General features: G+C 61.3%; 17 protein-coding genes and 1 pseudogene. 2 read left to right on the top strand and 16 right to left on the bottom strand.

Features of this window, described 5'->3' with window-relative positions:
- Window positions 1-49: 49 nt before the first annotated feature.
- The 13 genes and pseudogenes from LB559_RS05195 to LB559_RS05135 all read right to left on the bottom strand — a co-directional run bounded on the left by LB559_RS05195 (window position 50) and on the right by LB559_RS05135 (window position 10,461).
- Window positions 50-967 (bottom strand): NADP-dependent oxidoreductase, encoded by a 918-nt coding sequence (locus LB559_RS05195; RefSeq protein WP_224673233.1) that lies wholly within the window; start codon window positions 965-967, stop codon window positions 50-52.
- A 79-nt stretch (window positions 968-1,046) separates the two neighbouring features.
- Window positions 1,047-1,744 (bottom strand): annotated as a pseudogene (locus LB559_RS05190) (nitroreductase family protein).
- Window positions 1,745-1,830: 86 nt separating this feature from the next.
- Window positions 1,831-2,832: an AraC family transcriptional regulator gene (locus LB559_RS05185; protein ID WP_224673231.1), complete on the bottom strand. Its 1,002-nt coding sequence runs from the start codon at window positions 2,830-2,832 to the stop codon at window positions 1,831-1,833.
- Between the two features lie 309 nt (window positions 2,833-3,141).
- The gene (locus tag LB559_RS05180) at window positions 3,142-4,881 is read right to left on the bottom strand and encodes a relaxase/mobilization nuclease domain-containing protein (RefSeq protein WP_224673641.1); all 1,740 of its coding nucleotides are present in this window, start codon (window positions 4,879-4,881) and stop codon (window positions 3,142-3,144) included.
- A 247-nt stretch (window positions 4,882-5,128) separates the two neighbouring features.
- On the bottom strand, window positions 5,129-6,217 hold the full coding sequence (locus LB559_RS05175; RefSeq protein WP_224673229.1) for a lytic transglycosylase domain-containing protein: 1,089 nt from the start codon (window positions 6,215-6,217) through the stop codon (window positions 5,129-5,131).
- 4 nt (window positions 6,218-6,221) lie between these two features.
- Window positions 6,222-6,548 carry a DUF736 domain-containing protein gene (locus tag LB559_RS05170; RefSeq protein WP_224673227.1) on the bottom strand — a complete coding sequence of 109 codons (327 nt, stop codon included), beginning with the start codon at window positions 6,546-6,548 and terminating at the stop codon, window positions 6,222-6,224.
- A gap of 46 nt (window positions 6,549-6,594) precedes the next feature.
- The gene (locus LB559_RS05165; protein ID WP_411970027.1) at window positions 6,595-7,155 is read right to left on the bottom strand and encodes a S26 family signal peptidase; all 561 of its coding nucleotides are present in this window, start codon (window positions 7,153-7,155) and stop codon (window positions 6,595-6,597) included.
- Complete coding sequence (locus LB559_RS05160) at window positions 7,152-7,616, bottom strand: DUF2840 domain-containing protein (RefSeq protein ID WP_224673225.1); 465 nt, start codon at window positions 7,614-7,616, stop codon at window positions 7,152-7,154. The genes LB559_RS05165 and LB559_RS05160 overlap by 4 nt, the downstream gene beginning before the upstream one ends.
- A gap of 319 nt (window positions 7,617-7,935) precedes the next feature.
- The gene (locus LB559_RS05155; protein WP_224673217.1) at window positions 7,936-8,802 is read right to left on the bottom strand and encodes a replication initiator protein A; all 867 of its coding nucleotides are present in this window, start codon (window positions 8,800-8,802) and stop codon (window positions 7,936-7,938) included.
- 17 nt (window positions 8,803-8,819) lie between these two features.
- Window positions 8,820-9,110 carry a helix-turn-helix transcriptional regulator gene (locus LB559_RS05150; RefSeq protein ID WP_224673215.1) on the bottom strand — a complete coding sequence of 97 codons (291 nt, stop codon included), beginning with the start codon at window positions 9,108-9,110 and terminating at the stop codon, window positions 8,820-8,822.
- A 136-nt stretch (window positions 9,111-9,246) separates the two neighbouring features.
- Complete coding sequence (locus tag LB559_RS05145) at window positions 9,247-9,765, bottom strand: DUF2285 domain-containing protein (RefSeq protein ID WP_224673212.1); 519 nt, start codon at window positions 9,763-9,765, stop codon at window positions 9,247-9,249.
- Window positions 9,766-9,835: 70 nt separating this feature from the next.
- The gene (locus tag LB559_RS05140; RefSeq protein ID WP_224673211.1) at window positions 9,836-10,042 is read right to left on the bottom strand and encodes a transcriptional regulator domain-containing protein; all 207 of its coding nucleotides are present in this window, start codon (window positions 10,040-10,042) and stop codon (window positions 9,836-9,838) included.
- Between the two features lie 140 nt (window positions 10,043-10,182).
- Entirely contained in the window at window positions 10,183-10,461 is a 279-nt protein-coding gene (locus LB559_RS05135; protein WP_224673639.1) for a DNA -binding domain-containing protein, read from the bottom strand.
- Window positions 10,462-10,577: 116 nt separating this feature from the next.
- Here LB559_RS05135 and LB559_RS05130 point away from each other — a divergent pair, with 116 nt between their 5' ends.
- A complete protein-coding gene (locus tag LB559_RS05130) occupies window positions 10,578-10,838 on the top strand; it encodes a helix-turn-helix transcriptional regulator (protein ID WP_224673208.1) in 261 nt (86 codons plus the stop codon).
- 251 nt (window positions 10,839-11,089) lie between these two features.
- On the opposite strand, the gene LB559_RS05125 is transcribed toward LB559_RS05130, so the two are convergent.
- Window positions 11,090-12,295, bottom strand: a complete 1,206-nt coding sequence (locus tag LB559_RS05125; RefSeq protein WP_224673638.1) for a DUF932 domain-containing protein — start codon at window positions 12,293-12,295, stop codon at window positions 11,090-11,092.
- Between the two features lie 414 nt (window positions 12,296-12,709).
- Between LB559_RS05125 and LB559_RS05120 the strand changes: the two genes are divergently transcribed.
- Complete coding sequence (locus tag LB559_RS05120; RefSeq protein WP_224673206.1) at window positions 12,710-13,240, top strand: MucR family transcriptional regulator; 531 nt, start codon at window positions 12,710-12,712, stop codon at window positions 13,238-13,240.
- 88 nt (window positions 13,241-13,328) lie between these two features.
- Here the strand turns inward: LB559_RS05120 and LB559_RS05115 are convergent, their stop codons facing one another.
- Complete coding sequence (locus tag LB559_RS05115; RefSeq protein ID WP_127390927.1) at window positions 13,329-13,640, bottom strand: DUF736 domain-containing protein; 312 nt, start codon at window positions 13,638-13,640, stop codon at window positions 13,329-13,331.
- 880 nt (window positions 13,641-14,520) lie between these two features.
- Window positions 14,521-16,614 carry a ParB/RepB/Spo0J family partition protein gene (locus LB559_RS05110; protein WP_224673197.1) on the bottom strand — a complete coding sequence of 698 codons (2,094 nt, stop codon included), beginning with the start codon at window positions 16,612-16,614 and terminating at the stop codon, window positions 14,521-14,523.
- Window positions 16,615-16,928: the final 314 nt, after the last annotated feature.

The raw sequence follows: 16,928 nt of genomic DNA, 5'->3' as shown, positions 1-16,928 counted from the left end.
GTGAAACGCGCAGACGAGGAGAGAGGAACCGCCTTCCCTCCCCAAGTTGTTACGGCCGAACGCGGATGACCGTCTTCCCCGCACGCCGCTCGGTCGAGTTGAAGGTGGCGACGGCATCGTCCAGGCTCGAGACCTTGCCGATATTCGTCCGCAGCCGTCCGTCCCGGATCCGCTGAACGATCTCCCAAAGCTGGCCGCGATCAGCCTCGACGACGAAGTCAACCGTCAGGCCATCTGCAGGTCGAATATCCGTCGGCCCAACGACTGTCACAAGCGTTCCTCCGGCCCGGATCAGGGCTGCGGACCGTTTCTGGATGTCGCCGCCGATGACGTCGAACACCAGATCGACGCCATCAACGTCTTCCAGTTTGTCGTTGTCGAGATCGACGAACTCATTCGCGCCGAAGTCGAGCGCCTTCTGCCGATCGGCAGCGCGCCCGGTGCCGATGACATAGGCTCCGGCTTGCCGCGCAAGCTGCGTCACGGCCGAACCGACGGCACCGGCTGCGCCATGCGCAAGGACGCTTTGCCCCGCCTGAAGGCGGCCATGCTGGAACAGCCCCTGCCACGCGGTCAGGCCGGAGATCGGCAGGCTCGCGCCCACCACAAAGTCGACGTCGCCCGGCAGCGGCGCGAGATTGCGAGCTTCCATGGCGACATGCTCGGCGAGGGTCCCGTCGCGATGCCAGTCGGCGAGGCCGAATACTCGCTGACCGATTGACAGTCCCGTGGTGCCGTAGCCGAGCGCAGTGACCACACCTGCCAGCTCATGGCCGAGGATCGATGGCGTCCGGTCACGGAAGGCTCGATCGGCCCAGGTCGAAGGCCACTCCAGTTCGGTGTTGACGAATCCCGCCGCATGAACCTCAACCACGACATCGTTTATTGCCGCCTGTGGCTCGGGCCGCTGCGCCAGCTTCATGCCGGCCGTTCCTGCAGCCTGATCCGTCGCTACGATCGCTTTCATGGGAATTGTCTCCTCAGTGATTTGTTGGTCGGGGTGAATTGCAGGCGTGGAAGGTTTTTCGACCTCTCACGCTTTTCCGTTATGCAAAGTCCAGGACATCAGCCACCGGCATGCGCGGCTTCTGCGGCCAGTTGCCGGCTCGCTCCGGTCCGAGAGTCAACAGCATCACGGGCACTTCGTCTTCGGCCAGGCCAAACTCGATGTGCACCGCCTCGGAGTCGAAACCGATCATCGGCGTCGAACCCAGGCCCAGCGAACGGGCCGTGTAGATGATCGCCGCGGTGCCAAAGGTCGCGGAGCGCACAACTTCGTCGCGCTGGCGCTGGGGCTGATCGTCATACAGTCCGCGCGCGGGGATTTCCCACTCCGGCACCAGGCGTGCCGGCATGATGCCGGCTTCCACCACGGGCGCTAGGGGACGGTGCTGGCATCGGCCAGCCTACCGATGATGATGAATGTCACGGCCGCGTCGGTGATCGCGGGCTGATTCCAGGCGATCGGACGCAGCCGGGCCTTGGCTTCCGGCGAGCGTACGGCGATGAAACGCCAGTTCTGCAGGTGGAAGGAGGTTGGCGCGGACGTGCCGATACGCACCAGGTCGCGGATTTGATCGTCGGTCAGCGTTGCGGCGGTGTCGTAGCACTTTGCGGCACTGCGGCTCAGGATGGTTTCGATGACTGCGTTCGTCGCGAAAGCGTTTTTGCTCTTCCTGGTTTCCACGAAGATTTCGGCGGCTGCGCGGGTTGCGGGTCCGGTGGCTAGGCTGATGCAGTTCATTGGATGGCTCCCTTATCAAGTGATTACGGAGCTTAATTTACGAGGATGATTGATTATTTCGAGACTTAGTTAGACTCAATATGATGCTAGAAAGGATCAACTGACGCGTGAGACTCCAGTGCGGCTCGAGCCGATGCGGGATTGTGCGCCAGTCGGCGCCATTCCCCCGGCGTCATTCCCATCCTTTCGGCAAATACACGGCGGAACGCCGAAACCGATTGATATCCGACCGTCTCGGCGACGGTCTCGGTGCTGATCTCTGGCTTTTTTAGCTCGTTGGCTGCCAGACTCATGCGGAGATCAGTCAATAAATCGACGGCGGAGCAACCCAGCCTGTCTTGAAAGTGCCTCATGAATGTAGCCCGCGACATGCCGCACATGGCCGCCAAATCAGGCAGTTTCCAAGACCGCGCCGGATCCCCAAACATCGCCGCGATTGCTGGTGCCAGCCGCGGATGGCCGGCCAAGGCCAACAAGCCTTCGGGCGCTTCTTCGGTTTCGCTCGCCGCGCGCAGTACCAAGGTGAACAGGGCCGACGAAAGCGCGTTGAGAATGGCGCGCCCTCCCGCTCTGTCTCCGGCGGACTCCATTCGCATCAGCCTCACCAGGCTGGCCAATTGGTTGGAAGCAGAGCCGATACCGTTTTCTTCATGGCCGTCCATAGACCGCGCGACAAGGTTTGTGGGCAGGTAGTTACGGATCAACCGATCATGGGGTGGCGCGACGAAAAACCGTCCACACAGCAGGTCGAGCTGCTCGCCCTGGGCATCATTCTCGCTCAGCATCCATCCGGCAGACCCCCAGCGTTGCTGGGTAGGGATTGGTGTTTGCCCACTACCGTCGTGCAGCACATGCGCCGCACCGTGCGGCAGCAACACGATGTCTCCGCTCATAAGCTCCCTTGCTGTTCTCGTCTCCGGATCCTCTAAAATGGCCCGGCCCTTGACGATGACGTGGTAGGGAATTTCGTTCGCGGCAGCCCTGCTCCAGGCGACGCGCCACGGTGCACCGTAGGCGCAGCGGACCTCGAGCTGGCCAGTGACGGTGATCATTTGCAAGAGATGGCTGAGCCAGTCCACTTCAGACATTGGACCTCGAAAACCGGAAATGGTGAAACATCCTATCGCAATTATGGATTGGTTCTGCTTGTTGCCGGAGGCCACCGAGCGTCCACGATCAAGGTCCTTTATTAGACCTCGCCATAACATTCGGCTATCGACCCTTTTTGCGTCCCTACCCGCATCGGGAACGACAGGGAGTCGGCAGGACGCCGCTCAGCAGAGCGACTGCTTTCAGGAAGGCGCCGGGGTGACTTGAATGGAGGACATTGGGTGCAACGATTTTACCAAGAGCTGGAATGCCGCTGCCGACCGCGAACGCACGATAGTCGTCGGGATTCACAACCCAAGTGCTCGCCTCTTTCCAAAGGTCCAAGCGACTCCGCCTCCTGAGCAAGCCAGCCCGGAGACATGTCTTCCCAGCTGCCGCTCGACCGACGGCGACCAAGGAACGAGGTGGAAACCCAACCCGTTGTCGATCATTGCGAACCGGCCCGAGGCGAGCGAACACCTTTGTCGATAGATGCCAGCCACTTGGTCGCCTTCCGACGCTTTCGCATAGGGCAGACCAGTCTCTGCAGCCAGTCGGGCGCCGAGCGCGTTCACCTCGCGATCGCGTAGCGTGTCGATCAGGTTGCGAGCGAGGATCACGCGTTGGCCTTCGTGCCGTGCGAGGCCCTCCTTGACATGATGATCGGTGCGATCCTGAAGCGCCTGCTTCACTTGCCTGCCGAAGCCCCCCTCCCCGATTTCGGCGGGTCTGCTCGCGACAAGCTGACGGTCGAGCCAAGTCGCGCCGCCGGCACCGATCTGCTCCTCGACGGAGAAGTCTGAACGGATGGCGAGCGCGACACGACCACGGCCCTTCGCATCCTTGTAGTGGCGGAGCTCAACTATGGAGCCAGGTGCTGAATCTCCTGTTGCATCGAGATCTTGAAACCGGATGTGATGGACGCGTCCGTCGACACCATCGACCACGGCATATGCCGAGCCCCGCAGTTCGTCGTCGAGCCCCCGCTCCAAAAGCCGACCGATAACAGGTTCGGCTGTCTGTCCAGCTGCAAGGACATAGTCGGCCGCGCCTCTCTCGACGCCATGGTCGGATATGCTGCGATGCATCCGTTTGATGATGTCGCCACGCTCGCCGAGCGCATGCAACGTCGTCTCAGCCTCCTCGGCAATGGTCCACTGGCCAGGACGTATCTCGCTGGCGAGGCCAAGCCGTTCCAACTTGCGCAGCCGCCCGATCTTAAGCGTGAGGAACTCGTCGGGGTGGTGGCTGCCAGGCGGCGCGAGATTGATGATTCCAAGGCGATCGGCATCGCGAACAAGCTGGCGGTCGAGCTGTGTCCAGCGCTCGGTGTCGATCTGCCGTTCGACTGTCCGGCGGATGTCCTTATCGGTCCGAGGCCCCAGCGTCTGGGTGAGGATGTCGCTTGCTCGGTCGCGCATGCCCTGGCGGATGTAGTCGCGTGAGATGACGAGGTTCTCGCCATCATCCGCCACGCCGCGCACAAGAATGTGGACGTGGGGGTGTTCGGTGTTCCAGTGATCGATGCCGATCCAGTCGAGTTTGGTGCCGAGGTCGCGCTCCATATCGACCATGAGGCCGCGAGCAAAACTCTTGAGGTCGCCCAACTCCTGGGCGTCATCAGGAGAGACAATGAAACGGAAATGGTGCCGATCATCCTTGCAGCGGTCCGAGAATGCATCATGATCAGCCTCGTCCCCGTCCGGTCCGAACATTTTTGCTTTCTCGCCGTCGCGCGACACACCCTCGCGACCAAGATATTTGAGATGGGCGGCGAGCGGCGTCGATCCCCTGAACTGCCGGACAACGCGTGCCTTTACGACGGCGCCGCGCGAGCGGCCGGTGATGAGGCGATTGGCGCGGATGCTCGCCGACCTGCCACGACCGAACGTCGAGGCGCGTGAGGAGATGACGTTTCCCTTGCGCGAGATATGTCCCCCTGCCCTTTGTGCAGCGGCCAGTGCCTGGAAGATGAAGGGGCGTGCACGCTGAGCGGCCCGGGAACGAATGCGGCCAGGACGGACCCGGAAATCGTCGTCACTTTTCATGGCCGCCGAGTCTGCGAGGTGCAGCTTTTCTTGAGAAATTTGAGAAATTGGTAATCGCGCACATCGCGGATTTGCCACGCACATCGCGGATGTGATGCGTAAGTCTTTGAAATCGAACGCACCGACCGAGCCGCACATCGCGGCCCTTTATCCTGCCATCCCTCTTCGTCGTCTCTCACGGCCAACCCTCCCGCCGCAATTTCCGCGACGGAACAGGCCGGAATGCGATTGACCGAAATAGCGGTAATCACTGTGATGGCCCGGAAGAACTGTGAACAAACGGGCCAAGAACGGTTGGATTCGGATCCATTGCACCCTCACTGCGCGAGGCGTCCACTGGCGGCACGAGCGCCGTGAGATCGGTGACTGCTTTGCCCATCGGTGCTCGCTGTCTGGGTGAGCGGATCGCCGAGAACACAGTCTCGACATGACCATCGGTCTCGCGTTCGTCTCGCGAAGATGAGCCATTCGCTGTGCTTTCGACCTGCGCGAAAATCACCGCTTCGAGTACACTCGCTTTGCCCGCTCCTTGCCGTCCGCGCTTCGGAATGGGAACCGAACCGTTGATCATTGGGGCGAGTTTCCTGACATAATCAATCGTCTCGAGCGGCAGCGGCCGGCCGGTCGCAAGATACTCTTCGTATCGCCCAGGACCGGCATTGTAGGCGGCGAGGAAGCCGTTACGGCCGAAGCGGTCGAGCATCTCGCGCAGATACGCTGCGCCGGCGAGAATGTTGTCGCGCGGCTGATAGGGGTCGTCGCCGAGATGATGCTTGATCCGCAGTTCTTCCCACGTCGCCGGCATGATCTGCATCAGGCCCATCGCGCCTTTGCTCGATAGCGCATGAACATCGCCAACGCTCTCGACCCGCATGACGGCGCGCAGCAGCCGCTCAGGAATAGCAAAGCGTATCGCGGCTTCGCGGATATGAGTCGACCAGGGATCAACGGACGAAGTCTTGGCGTTCGAGAGAGCCGGCCCCTTGCCATGAGAAAGAGGTTTTGCGTAAACCGCCGATGCAGATGGAAGGAGCATGACGCATGCACACACCATCGTCACGCCTCGCCGGATGGCAGCGTATACACCGCCGTCCCGACGCGCGAAAATCCTGCCACCGTGCTCACTTCCGTCAAGGGCAAGGCTTCGCCGGCCGGACCTGCTTGCCACAAATTGCGGCGCGATGAGCGTCGGCAGGGCTCGGCAAGCGTCAGGCCGCCCTTGACCTTCGCTGCGCGCGGCAGCCGCCTGACAGGCGATCGGGTCGAAGGGTTTGACCAGCGCCCGATCGATCAAAGGGTTTGACAAGAGAGCTTCGCCAAAGCGCGCCCAAAGCATCTGATCAGCCTCGATCGTCGCGCTTCGACGGGCGACTCCAGTGCAAAGCCCAGACACTTTTCTCGGCATCGGACTGGAACAGATTAGCGCGGATCGGTTGCGCAAAGGAGGGGTCGTCGAGGGTGACAGAGAGATAGGCGCCAGCCTTCTCGCCGGTGCGTTCCCATGCCGCACCAATCTCCATACCTTCGCAGAAGACGCGGTGGTCAGGCGCGTTCTCGGCATCCGACTTCTCGGCGGGCAGGATGGCAAGCTTTGCGTCGAGCGTCAGCGTTGAGACGTTGCCGAAGAAGCCGTCGTTGTTGCGGGTGAAGGTGCCGATCTGGGCCATTGCAGTGCTCCTTTCATGAGCGTTTGGGGATGATTGGCGCGGGCCTTCACGGCTCGCTTGGAACGTTACTGTTGGAAAGCTTCGGCGTCGGAGAGGTGCTTTCGGTGACCCAGACAGGAGCCGCGCGACCGATGACCGAAGTGAGCGGCAGCGGCCCGAAATACCGGCCGTCGAAACTGTCGGCGACATCCCGGTTCATGAGAAATACTTCGCCGTCGGCGATCACGCGGCAGCCCTGCCAGACGGGCAACGGTCGGCCGCGACTATCGCGCTCGCGCGCAAGTCCAACGGTCACGCCATGGGTGATGATAGCGGTGCCCTGGCGGCAGACTGTGGTGCCTTTGAGTGCCAGCACGCGCTTCAGAAGCGGCACGCCGTGCGGTAGATATTGACGCTCAGCCAGGAAGCTCGCGAGCGGTTCAGGCGGCATGACCACGGCGATGTCGCCAACGTCGATCCGGCTAGCCAGCTCGATACGATACAATCCGACGGGGACACTCGCGGATGCGTTCCAGATGAACCGCGGGCGATGATCGACCCATGCCGGAGCGAAAGCGAGAACCGCGCCGCCAAGCATGCCGGCGATGATCGTTGCGCGCATGCTCATGGCTCAATCCTGCGGCGTAGGAGCCAGGCCTCATGGCGCTGGCGTGTGTAGGGCCTGGGCGTCTCGCGCGCGGCAAACCTACTGTGGGCATGGCGCCAGTAATCCGGTGACACATCAACAGGCTCGATGCCGATAGCCTCGATGGCGTCGATGATCTTCAGCACCTTTTCGACATTCGGCCATCCGATCGCTGTGAGCAGGATCTCAGCGCCGGGGCACACATAGGCGACGGTCGAGCAGCGCTCACCGGTCGCGACGGCGCGCAGAATGTCGATGCGGGACGCGACCGTGCCGAAGTTATTGGACGCCCACCGGACGAAAGCGAAGATGCTGCCGGGCGTGAAGGTGACGACACGACGAGTGCGGTCGATGTTCCTGTTCGAAGCTACCTTGCCGAAGCGGATGTAGTTCTCGATCCGCTTCTTCAGCCACACCAGTTCGACGGTGGTGAGATCGCTCATGCCGACCTCCACGACAGGAGGCCACAAGCAAGCACGGCGAAGCGAGGGGCGGAAAAAGTGGCCTTGTTCCCGCAGGAGCAGTGGACGTCGATCGCTGTCGGCATGGCCGAAAGTTCAGGGCTCGGCCGTCGTTCACAGCCTCGCCGATCGGCGCTTTCCGTTAGAAAGAATCCGAAGGATTCTCGGTTAGAAACGTTAGAGGAGCCGGTTCGACAATCGCCACAATGGCTTAGGATCGAAACCGGTTCCTGATAGCACGGGAATCCGGTTCCCGATGGCACGGGAGTTGCGGTTCCTGATAGCACGGGGCTGTCCACAGTCATTTCACAGCCTTAGTCGTTCGGGCGCGTGGCGCGCGTTGCGTCGCGTACGGTTCGGGCGGATTGGGTTGAAACGTCAGGCGCGATCGGCCGTCAGGATCGATGGTGAGTGCAAGCCAATAGCCAGGCAGCGGTTGGCGACGGACGATCTCACGCAGGTCGAAGGTGAAACGCTTGAAGGGCGACAGGCCGCCCGATTTCAGATGGAGATGGTGGAGATCAAAGCTCCAGCCATAGGTCTGGCGGCCACCGTGTTTTCGCACCAGACGGTAAAGCCATCGCTCCAGGCCGCCCGTCAGCCCAAAGTACTCTCGGTCAATGGTGAGGATCAGGGCATCGTCGAGGACGCCGGCATAGAACCAATCGGGCAGGATAAGCTCGATGCCGAGCGGGCGCCCGCTGGCGTCCATTCGCTCCTTCCACTCGTTGATCCACGAGAAGCGATGCCGCCGTCGTTCGGCCGGCTGTCGGATCGACGTGGCAACCGTGGTCGATTGCAGCCGGTCAAGCGCGGCCTTCAGCCTGTGATAGCTGTGGGCGGAATCGCCTCGGCCGATGAACGCAAGGATTTCGTAGGGCGTGGCCGCCATCAAACGCGACGTGCGAAGACCATTGTCTCGTGCGTCGATGATCTGGCTGGCCGCCCAGATCAGAATGTCGGCGTCCCAGATGGTCGCCATGCCATGTTCGACCGTCGCCTCGACGCGGATCGACACGTCGCCCATGCGAAAGTCAATCGGTGTGACGCGGCGAGATTTGGCGAGGGAGAAGAACGGCCACGACATGAGATCCTGCGCGTCGCGTGGCGTGACGACGCTGGCACGAGCGTGAAAGAGATCGAGCTGGCCTTCGGAGCGGTACCGCACTGACGCCACCCCAGCGGTTAGGAAGCGGGACCGCGTCTGCCGATATAGGCCGGCGCGCGGGCGGCATGTGGCTTGGCCGGCGGAACAATGGTCGCGTCCGTATCACTGGTGGAGGTGCGCGCGCCGAGGTCTATCCAGGCATGAAGGTCATCGATGTCGTATAGTACGCGCCCACCGACTTTCCGATACTTTGGGCCAGTGCCGTAGGTTCGATGTTTCTCCAGTGTTCGGGCGCAAAGACCGACGATCGGTGCTGCCTCCTTGGTTCGCAGGTATTTTTGGGGCGCGTCCGCGGGACCCTTCGACATCGCTCGATCTCCATCCGGTTTTGCTGTCATCCTGGCCTGCCGGGACGCGCGAAACGGACGATGGCCGAAATGAGAAAAGACGAGGGAGGGCAAAGACCGGGGGATGTGTTTTTGCTACCCCTGCGAAGAAAAGTCTTCAGAGATCGGATTTTGGGCAGCGGCTGTGTGGATAGAAGAGAAGGTCGCGATAGCCGCCGGAGATCAGACGATCCGCTCGTCGCAGGATCGCCCGTACCCTGTGTCTGAGGTGATGGTCGCGCCAGTCCCGTGGCACGATTGGATCTCGTGACAGCAGCACCTCCGCGATCATCCGATAGGAAGCCGCTGCGCGTCGCGCATCGTGAGCGCGCAGATTGAGAATGTGCCTGATCTTCGTCTGCTGTGGCAGCGCACCATAGACCGAGCCGGGCGATCGACCGTTCAATGCCCGCCAGAACTGGCGCGCGGCGTCCAGTCTTGTTTCGATGGCTTCGTCGAGCGGGAGAATGATGGCATTGATGCCAAGTGAACCGTCGCAACTCTCGGCAATCAGGCGATGCGTTGCGGTCGATGCCGACCAAAGAGCCTCAAGGTCTTCGCCCTGCTCCCAAACGCTAGCGTTGCTGAGCTCGCGAAGAAGCACGCTCTGATGCGAAGAGTCGATCGAAGCGGGCATCCGCGTGGCCCGGAGAACGCGCGGCGAGGCCTGTTCCGTCCAGACGATGTTCTCGGCAGATGGAAGTCCGTCACCGGTGACTGTGAAATCGCGCGCCCCACCGTGCGGCGAAGTCAGATTGTCCGAGCAGGCCTCCGGTATTTGCGCCCAGCGACGCAAGCTGACTGCACTCGACGATGAAGGCGTCGTTCCGGATCAGATATTCTGCAGCGAACTCCTGCGCCTCGTAGTCGCGCATGTGCACATAGGCCGCCGGATTGGTCCAATCGCCTTGCAATTTGCCAGGTCCTCTCCCGATGCCAGCACTAGGCTGCGAGCTTCGGGATCAGCATCGGGGGCGATGCGCGGGCTGGGTAGTTGGAGAGTCAGCAAACCGCTGTGCTGATTCAGCAAAGCGTGGCGCATGGTATGCTGCACCTAGTGGGGCGCACCGCCCGCCAGAAGATACCGATAGCCACTCGTCGTCATCCAGCGCGCGCGGGCAAGATGGCTCTCCCAGGACTTGAACGCTCGCTCCGGCTCCTGCTCAGGATCGATGTGCAGGACGATCCTGGCCACCTCGCGCCAGTCCGCATGTTCGGCCGCCGCATCAAGAAGGCGGATGTAGGTGAGCAGTCGCACCTCGTCGTATCCGGTCAGGATCGGGGCATCCGGCGCAACGTCGGCGACATCGGGATCGAGGAGTGGTTTAAGCACGGGCCCACCAAAAGTCGTGGAAGCACAAGTGGCTGCATTCACCAGATAACCGGATTTTCTGGTTATCTGGATTTCCATTTAATTGATCTGCCGGTTTCGTCAAGGACCGACAGCGAATGCAAAAGACACTTCGGTCGCCAAGACATTTGCGACTTATCCAATTGATCGTGGACAAGCGCAAAGCTGCAGGCTTGAGCCAAGCAGACTTGGCAAAGGCAATCGATCGATACCAATCAGTAGTCGCAGCCATCGAGTCAGGAGGGCGACGCTTGGACGTGATCGAGTTCCTCGATCTAGCTGAAACCATCGGATTCGATCCCCATGATATTCTAGATGAGGTGGCAACAGTTCCGGGTATGCCCGCCAGAAAGCGTTAGCAGGCGAGCTGCTCAAAGGCGAAATCAGACCTCTGAAATCTGAGCGAATTTCTTGTGGCTGTGCTCAAAATGACAGCAGTCGCATTGCGAGCGGGGCGGAGCCCGGCGAGCGGCCGCCGTGTTCAAAAGCGGCTGCACGCGCCGACCCTGATGATCTGGTCGCTAGTTATTCTTATGCTATGACGGTCTCGTTGATACGGCGGACCTGAAGGCCGCGCGGCGAGACGTTCGCCGCGCGGCCTTTCGTTTGCTCATGCCACCTTTTCCAATAGAGCCTTCGCCCTGCCTTCCAGTTCAAGCCGGCTATCCTGATGTGCCTTGCTGCGGGCGTGTGCGGTCATGCCTTGGACGAAATCGAAGATGCTTTCCGGCGGACGGCCTTCCTCCTGCAACACAGCATCGATGATCTTGCCCGTTTCGCCCTTGGAGAAACCGCGCTTGCGCAGGAAGGTTTCGCGGTCCTCGGCGGTGCGGGCTACAATCTTCTCACGCGCGGCCCTGATGCCGGCGACGAACGGCGCGGGGCTTGAGTTCGCAAAGCTTGTCAAAGCAGGTGCTGCCTCATGGGCAAAACGCTGCGCGGCAAACTTCGAATGCCGGATCGTGATTTCCTCAAAACCTTCGACGCCCCACAGGTTGCGGTACATGCACACAGCGCGGAGGTAGAAACTCGCAATGCCCAGCGTCTTCGAACCGACTTCCGAGTTCCAGCAATAGAACCCACGGAAATACAAATCCGGCTCGCCATTCGGCAGGCGTCCGGCTTCGATTGGATGCGTGTCGTCCACTAGAAAGAGGAACACGTCGCGGTCGCTGGCGTAGAGCGTGGTGGTGTCCTTGCTGATGTCCACAAATGGATTGTGCGTCATCGTCGCCCAATCGAGAACACCGGGCACCTTCCACATGGTGTCACCAGTGCCGTTGCCCGCGATCTTCATGACGGCGGCGACAAGCTCGTGATCCCAGATGCGGCCATAGTCCGGGCCGGTCACGGCGCGAAGCTCAATGCGTCCGTCCTCTGTCTCGAGCGTCTTCATCAATTCCGCTTGATGGCTCAAAAGGCCATGCTGCAAATTGATGCCTGCAAGCGGCGCGGGTAGCTGGCGCATGTAGTTGGCCGGTGCGCTGACAAGGCTGCAAAGCTGGCCGAAGCTCCAATGCGTAGGCGCTATCGGCTGCTCCTGTCCGGGAACAATGAGCGAAAATCGCTCTGCATTGTCGCGGGTGGCTTCCACGCGCACTGCGCGGCTCTCAACGGTACGGGCGGTCGCTCGGTCCGCGCGCTGCTTCACGGCATCATAAAGCTCGGTAAGGCTCAGATAGCGCTCGTCATCGGGACGCGAAAACCATTCGGAGGAAACTCGTCCGATCCTCTCGCCGCGCGAGATATCCACGCGAAAGCCGCTGGAAGCCGCCTGTTGCTGGCTGTTGCTCTCGCCGTTGATGATGGTGGTCATGTTCATTGTGCTCACTCCTTGTTTCGTCAATGCCGGAGGCATGTCCCCCGGCATGCCTTCCGGGGGCGCGTGAGCGCGCGGGAGTGTTGGGGGCCAATGCCGGCGCGCGGAGCCGGGCTGCGCGGTCGAGCGGAGCTGATGGAAAGTGATCGCGACTATTGCTGCAGTTGGCAGCTTTGCGAGCCGGCGGCCCTGCTCTGCACAGGCGGCAATGGCGGGGAAGCGAGGGGAAGTTCCTCGCTTCCCAGCGGACCGACAAGGGTATCCGCAGTCGATCAGAACGATGAAAGCGAAGCTTACTCTTATAATGTTGTGCAAGAGATTTGGATTTTATACAGAAAAGCACTATTTGTCGTCGGCGGCATGGGGAATAAAACGCATTAAATCCGTCGGATACAATAAAAGGAAAACTGTATGACCACTGCTCCCGAACAACTCAGCCAATCGGATACCGTGTCGATAGCGGCCGACCTTGTCGCCGCCTATGTGTCGAACAATCCACTGCCGGTCGGCGAATTGCCGAAACTGATCGGCGATATCCATGCCGCTCTGAAAAGCATCGGCACGCCGGCGGTAGAACCGGTGGTCAAGCAGGAGCCGGCAGTCTCGATCAAGAAATCGGTGACGCCGGACTTCATCATCTGTCTGGAAGACGGAAAGAAATTCAAATCGCTCAAGCGGCATCTTCAGCACTTTAACCTGACCCCCGACCAATATCGGCAGAAATGGAACCTGCCGGCCGATTACCCGATGGTGGCGCCGAATTACGCGGCCACGCGCTCGGCCCTGGCGAAATCAATAGGGCTCGGGCGCAAGGCCCCAGCGCCCACATCTGCCGCGGCAGAAAACCGGAAACCGGTCGTGCGTGCGGCGGCAGCGAGAACGACTGTGGCTGCAATCAACTCGCCGGTGAAGAAGGCGCGCAAGGCGCCGGCCAAAGCCTAGCGTGCCGCGTCTGACGAAGGTCAGGCAGTGGCGAACCTAAACATGGCGAAGCCCCGCCTTGCGGCGAGGCTTCGTTTCGTGGGCCGGATCACTCTGCGGCGCGGCGGGACCAGATGAGCGAGAAGTCGCCCTCGGTGTCGGTCTCGACCAGGCTCGCATAGATCGGAGCCGGGAAGCTCGGATCGTCGAGCTTGACTGAGTGGTAGTCGCGGCCTTCACGCGAGGTCTTCTTCCATGCCGCCCCGAACTCGGTGGCGCCGGCGAAGATGCGGAAGTCGGGACCTTTTTCGTTATCGCCTTCGGCCGGAGAGAACGTCACCGTCTTGACGTTGAGGTTGAGGGTCTTGACCGAGCCGGAGAAGCCGTTCGCGGTGCGGGAGAAAGTGCCGATCGTAGCCATTGTGGTGGTTCCTTCTGTTTTTCTCGGGCCGCGCCCATCGCGGCCTCGATGGTGGTCGTGAGGCCGGAGACGATCGGTCCGCACCCCGAAGGGGCTGAAACGAAGTGGAAGACGGCGACGCGAGGCTTTCTTGCACCGCGAGGAATGGACGCGCAGCGGACAGGGGAAGAAAACGCAGCGGCGTCGTTGCGGGAAGACGATCGAGACTGAGTGAAGCGAAGTCGGTCTTCGGTCAGACCCAATCCATTCGAGGACGCCGTGGGCGTGGCTTAGAACGAACCAGCGGAAGGAAACGCCACGAGGCTCCGATCAATCCCAGCCAATGTCGCCCCCGCCGTTGCGCTTCTCCGTTCCTGTCAAACTGGCCTCAAGCGCCAGGACTGTGTTGGTTGCTACACCAACAGGTGACGAAGTGACGACGCGATTTCTCTAATCTTCGGGCTGAACCGCCATCGAGTTCGGGGCGGCTCCGAAGGGGGCCGAGTGATTGTTGAGGGCACAGGCTAGCAAGCCGCCAAACGTCATGACGATTTCGCGTCTCAGCAGAATGGCTGCGAGCCCGGGTGAGATCGAAGCGAGGGCAAGCTTATTCACACCCGATCCCCCTCAGCATCGAGGAATGGTACCGCTGCACTGACCCACTCGCGCGCGGCGAGGCATTGCCGGAAAGGGACGCCTAAGCACAAGGCACCTCACGCAGGGTATCGCACCAGATGGCTAGGGCGATGACACGCCGAGGAGACGTTCGTGTCGGGTACGTTCTGGGTTCTACAGCTTGCAAAACTTCGTGCTATCGAGGTGTCTGGCCGCGCCGTTGGCGCGGCCGAAAAATTCTCGGAATGTAGGCAGGAGCCGCGCTGCGGCTCCTGCCGGTTGCGCCTCACTCGGCAGCGACGTTGAAGGCCTCGGCTTCCTCGGCTGTATCCGGCTGAGTGGGTTTTGGCTCCAGCTCGGCAACGTCCGCCGATCTGGCATCTGTAACGTGGTCTTGCCGTTCACCGGACAGTGCACGTTGCTCGGTGCGCAACACCGCAGGCAGCCAGCCGGTTCCGGCGAGCAACTGCTCGGCGGCTTCCGCCATTGGCTGCTTTTTCAGGTCCGACAGCCTCTGTGCCGCCTCTTCGCTGGCAGCTTCGCGCACGGCATCGAGGATATGTGCCTTGGTGATGCGCCCGAGATACGTGCGGACGGTCGGCGTCCAATGTGCCGTCATATCGAGGTTGGCGGCTGTCGCCAGCCTGTTCGCAGTCTCGTGGGCGCGAGGCTTGCGCTCCCAAGGCTGCTTTACGGCGTTGATGGTGAGCGAGGCGCAATGGGCGAACAACGCCATGACGCTGGCATGGTCGAGTGAGGCGATGAAGCCCCACAGGTCAGCCACATCGCGAGGCATGTCCGCAGCCCACTCCCCATGTCGATCTGCCAGTGCCTTGCCTGCCGCCGTATCCTCGATGCCGTCCGCATGACCGGCGAGATAGACGCTGGTTGGGCGGATTTCCAGGCAGTGGGCTTCAGCACCCTGATAGAAGGTCTGCGCGGCAAGCGTATGGGTCACCACGACAAGGGCGATGTCCGGCTGTTCGCCAAGCGCAAGGCGAAGCCCAAGCGTCCGATGAGCAGTCAAGTCGCGAACAAGAAGGTCCGACAACGGCTTGCCGTCGTCCTCCGCTTCTTCATCGTTCCCACCATCAGAATCTGAACCATTGTCGTCTTCGATGATCTCGCCATCGTCATTGACGGTGTAGTCCTCGCCATCCGGCCGCGTTTCCGCTTCCGATCCCGCTTGCTCATCCTCGGCACGGACGAAGCCACGTTCGATGCGGGCCGTCCCGTCATGGGAAAGAACGACGAACACGCCACCGCGCGCAACAGGATCAGGATCGAAGACGTAACGCAGAGCGTCGATGCGCTCGATCTCCGCTTCAAGCTTGCCGAAACGCTCATCGACATCGTTCGGCAGTTCCTCGGCGCTATTCCATTCGTCCGTGAGCCGGTTGAATTCGTCGGATGCCGCCGCGTAGGCGGCCTTGTCTTCCTCCGACAAATCCACCGGTTGCGGGTAGGTGCGGCGCAAGCCGTTTGCGTGCGGATAGTCGATATGAACGTCCGCCCATTTCCAGCCTTCCGCCTGCCTGATGGTTTCGGCGATGCCCTGCAGCTTCTCGATGACCAATCTGTCGAGCAGTGCGGCATCCTCGTAGAAGCCGCCGCGATCCTCGGTGAACAGGTCGCGCAGGATGGCACCCCCCGCTTCCATATAGGCTTCCGCGCCGATGAAGATGGCGCGGCGATCGTTCGCAGCAACATGCGTCCGCGTCAGTTCGCGGCGGATGATGTAAGGCTCTCGATTGTAGGTGAGGCTTTCGAAAACCTGCTCCTGCCGGGCGTGATCGTCGGTGATGGTGAAGGCCATCAACTGATCGAGGGTCAGTTCGCCGTCGCGGTAGACCTGCATCAGCTTCGGGCTTACGGCTCCAAGCCGCAGGCGCTGCCGCACGACATGCGCGGTAATCCCGAAGCGGGCGGCGATTTCCTCAGCACCCCATCCGCGTTCCTCGTGAAGCTCGCGGAACGCCTCGAACTGATCTGCGGGGTGCATATCCTCGCGGGTGATATTCTCGTCCAGGCTGATCTCGTGCGCATCATTCACGGTGTCAACGACACAGCGGATCGGCTCGGTCTTCTTGATCTGCTTGCGCTTAACGCGCAGCAACTGCGCCAGCCTGCGGCCTTCACCTATGCTGACGAAGTAGAAGCCGGTTTCCGCGCCCTCGCCGTCAAGCTCCGGCTCCACCACTAGGTTTTGCAGGATGCCCTTGGCCGCGATGCTCGCGGCATAGGCTTCGATGATTGCTCCGCTATGCGCGGTCTTACGCGCATTGCGGGGCGACTTTTTCAGCTTGTTCAGTGGAATGAAAACATCCGTGCCGCTCGCGCTGGCGGTTCCGGTCTTCGCGCTAGTTTCATTGGTCGTCATGGTTCTGGTCCTTTCCCGTTACATGCCGAAGGCATGCCCCTCGGCATGCCTTCCGGGGGCGCGTGAGCGCACGGTAGAGAGGGGGGCAAATGCCGGCGAGCGGAGCTGGGCTGCGCGCCGAGCGGGGCGGATCGGGTGAGTTAGAGAGGTGACGATTTTGCGTCGCCTTGCGAGCGGGCGGCCCCGCGCTGACGCAGGCGGCATTCGCGGGGGAGAGATGGCCAAGACCATCTCTCCCCTCATTTGAACCAGCGACGTCGGAAACGGGGCAAATCACGGCATTTTGCCGACTCGACGAGCCTCGAAAACTCCGC

The sequence above is a fragment of the Mesorhizobium sp. BR1-1-3 genome (assembly GCF_020165455.1).
Taxonomy (GTDB): domain Bacteria; phylum Pseudomonadota; class Alphaproteobacteria; order Rhizobiales; family Rhizobiaceae; genus Mesorhizobium; species Mesorhizobium ciceri.
This window is presented reverse-complemented; position numbering and strand designations above follow the sequence as displayed.

What these genes read in the sequence shown, in the direction of transcription:
- LB559_RS05195 (WP_224673233.1), bottom strand. Translation starts at nt 967, where the DNA reads ATGAAAGCGATCGTAGCGACGGATCAGGCTGCAGGAACGGCCGGCATG.
- LB559_RS05185 (WP_224673231.1), bottom strand. Translation starts at nt 2,832, where the DNA reads ATGTCTGAAGTGGACTGGCTCAGCCATCTCTTGCAAATGATCACCGTC.
- LB559_RS05180 (WP_224673641.1), bottom strand. Translation starts at nt 4,881, where the DNA reads ATGAAAAGTGACGACGATTTCCGGGTCCGTCCTGGCCGCATTCGTTCC.
- LB559_RS05175 (WP_224673229.1), bottom strand. Translation starts at nt 6,217, where the DNA reads ATGCTTTGGGCGCGCTTTGGCGAAGCTCTCTTGTCAAACCCTTTGATC.
- LB559_RS05170 (WP_224673227.1), bottom strand. Translation starts at nt 6,548, where the DNA reads ATGGCCCAGATCGGCACCTTCACCCGCAACAACGACGGCTTCTTCGGC.
- LB559_RS05165 (WP_411970027.1), bottom strand. Translation starts at nt 7,155, where the DNA reads ATGAGCATGCGCGCAACGATCATCGCCGGCATGCTTGGCGGCGCGGTT.
- LB559_RS05160 (WP_224673225.1), bottom strand. Translation starts at nt 7,616, where the DNA reads ATGAGCGATCTCACCACCGTCGAACTGGTGTGGCTGAAGAAGCGGATC.
- LB559_RS05150 (WP_224673215.1), bottom strand. Translation starts at nt 9,110, where the DNA reads ATGTCGAAGGGTCCCGCGGACGCGCCCCAAAAATACCTGCGAACCAAG.
- LB559_RS05145 (WP_224673212.1), bottom strand. Translation starts at nt 9,765, where the DNA reads ATGCCCGCTTCGATCGACTCTTCGCATCAGAGCGTGCTTCTTCGCGAG.
- LB559_RS05130 (WP_224673208.1), top strand. Translation starts at nt 10,578, where the DNA reads ATGCAAAAGACACTTCGGTCGCCAAGACATTTGCGACTTATCCAATTG.
- LB559_RS05125 (WP_224673638.1), bottom strand. Translation starts at nt 12,295, where the DNA reads ATGACCACCATCATCAACGGCGAGAGCAACAGCCAGCAACAGGCGGCT.
- LB559_RS05120 (WP_224673206.1), top strand. Translation starts at nt 12,710, where the DNA reads ATGACCACTGCTCCCGAACAACTCAGCCAATCGGATACCGTGTCGATA.
- LB559_RS05115 (WP_127390927.1), bottom strand. Translation starts at nt 13,640, where the DNA reads ATGGCTACGATCGGCACTTTCTCCCGCACCGCGAACGGCTTCTCCGGC.
- LB559_RS05110 (WP_224673197.1), bottom strand. Translation starts at nt 16,614, where the DNA reads ATGACGACCAATGAAACTAGCGCGAAGACCGGAACCGCCAGCGCGAGC.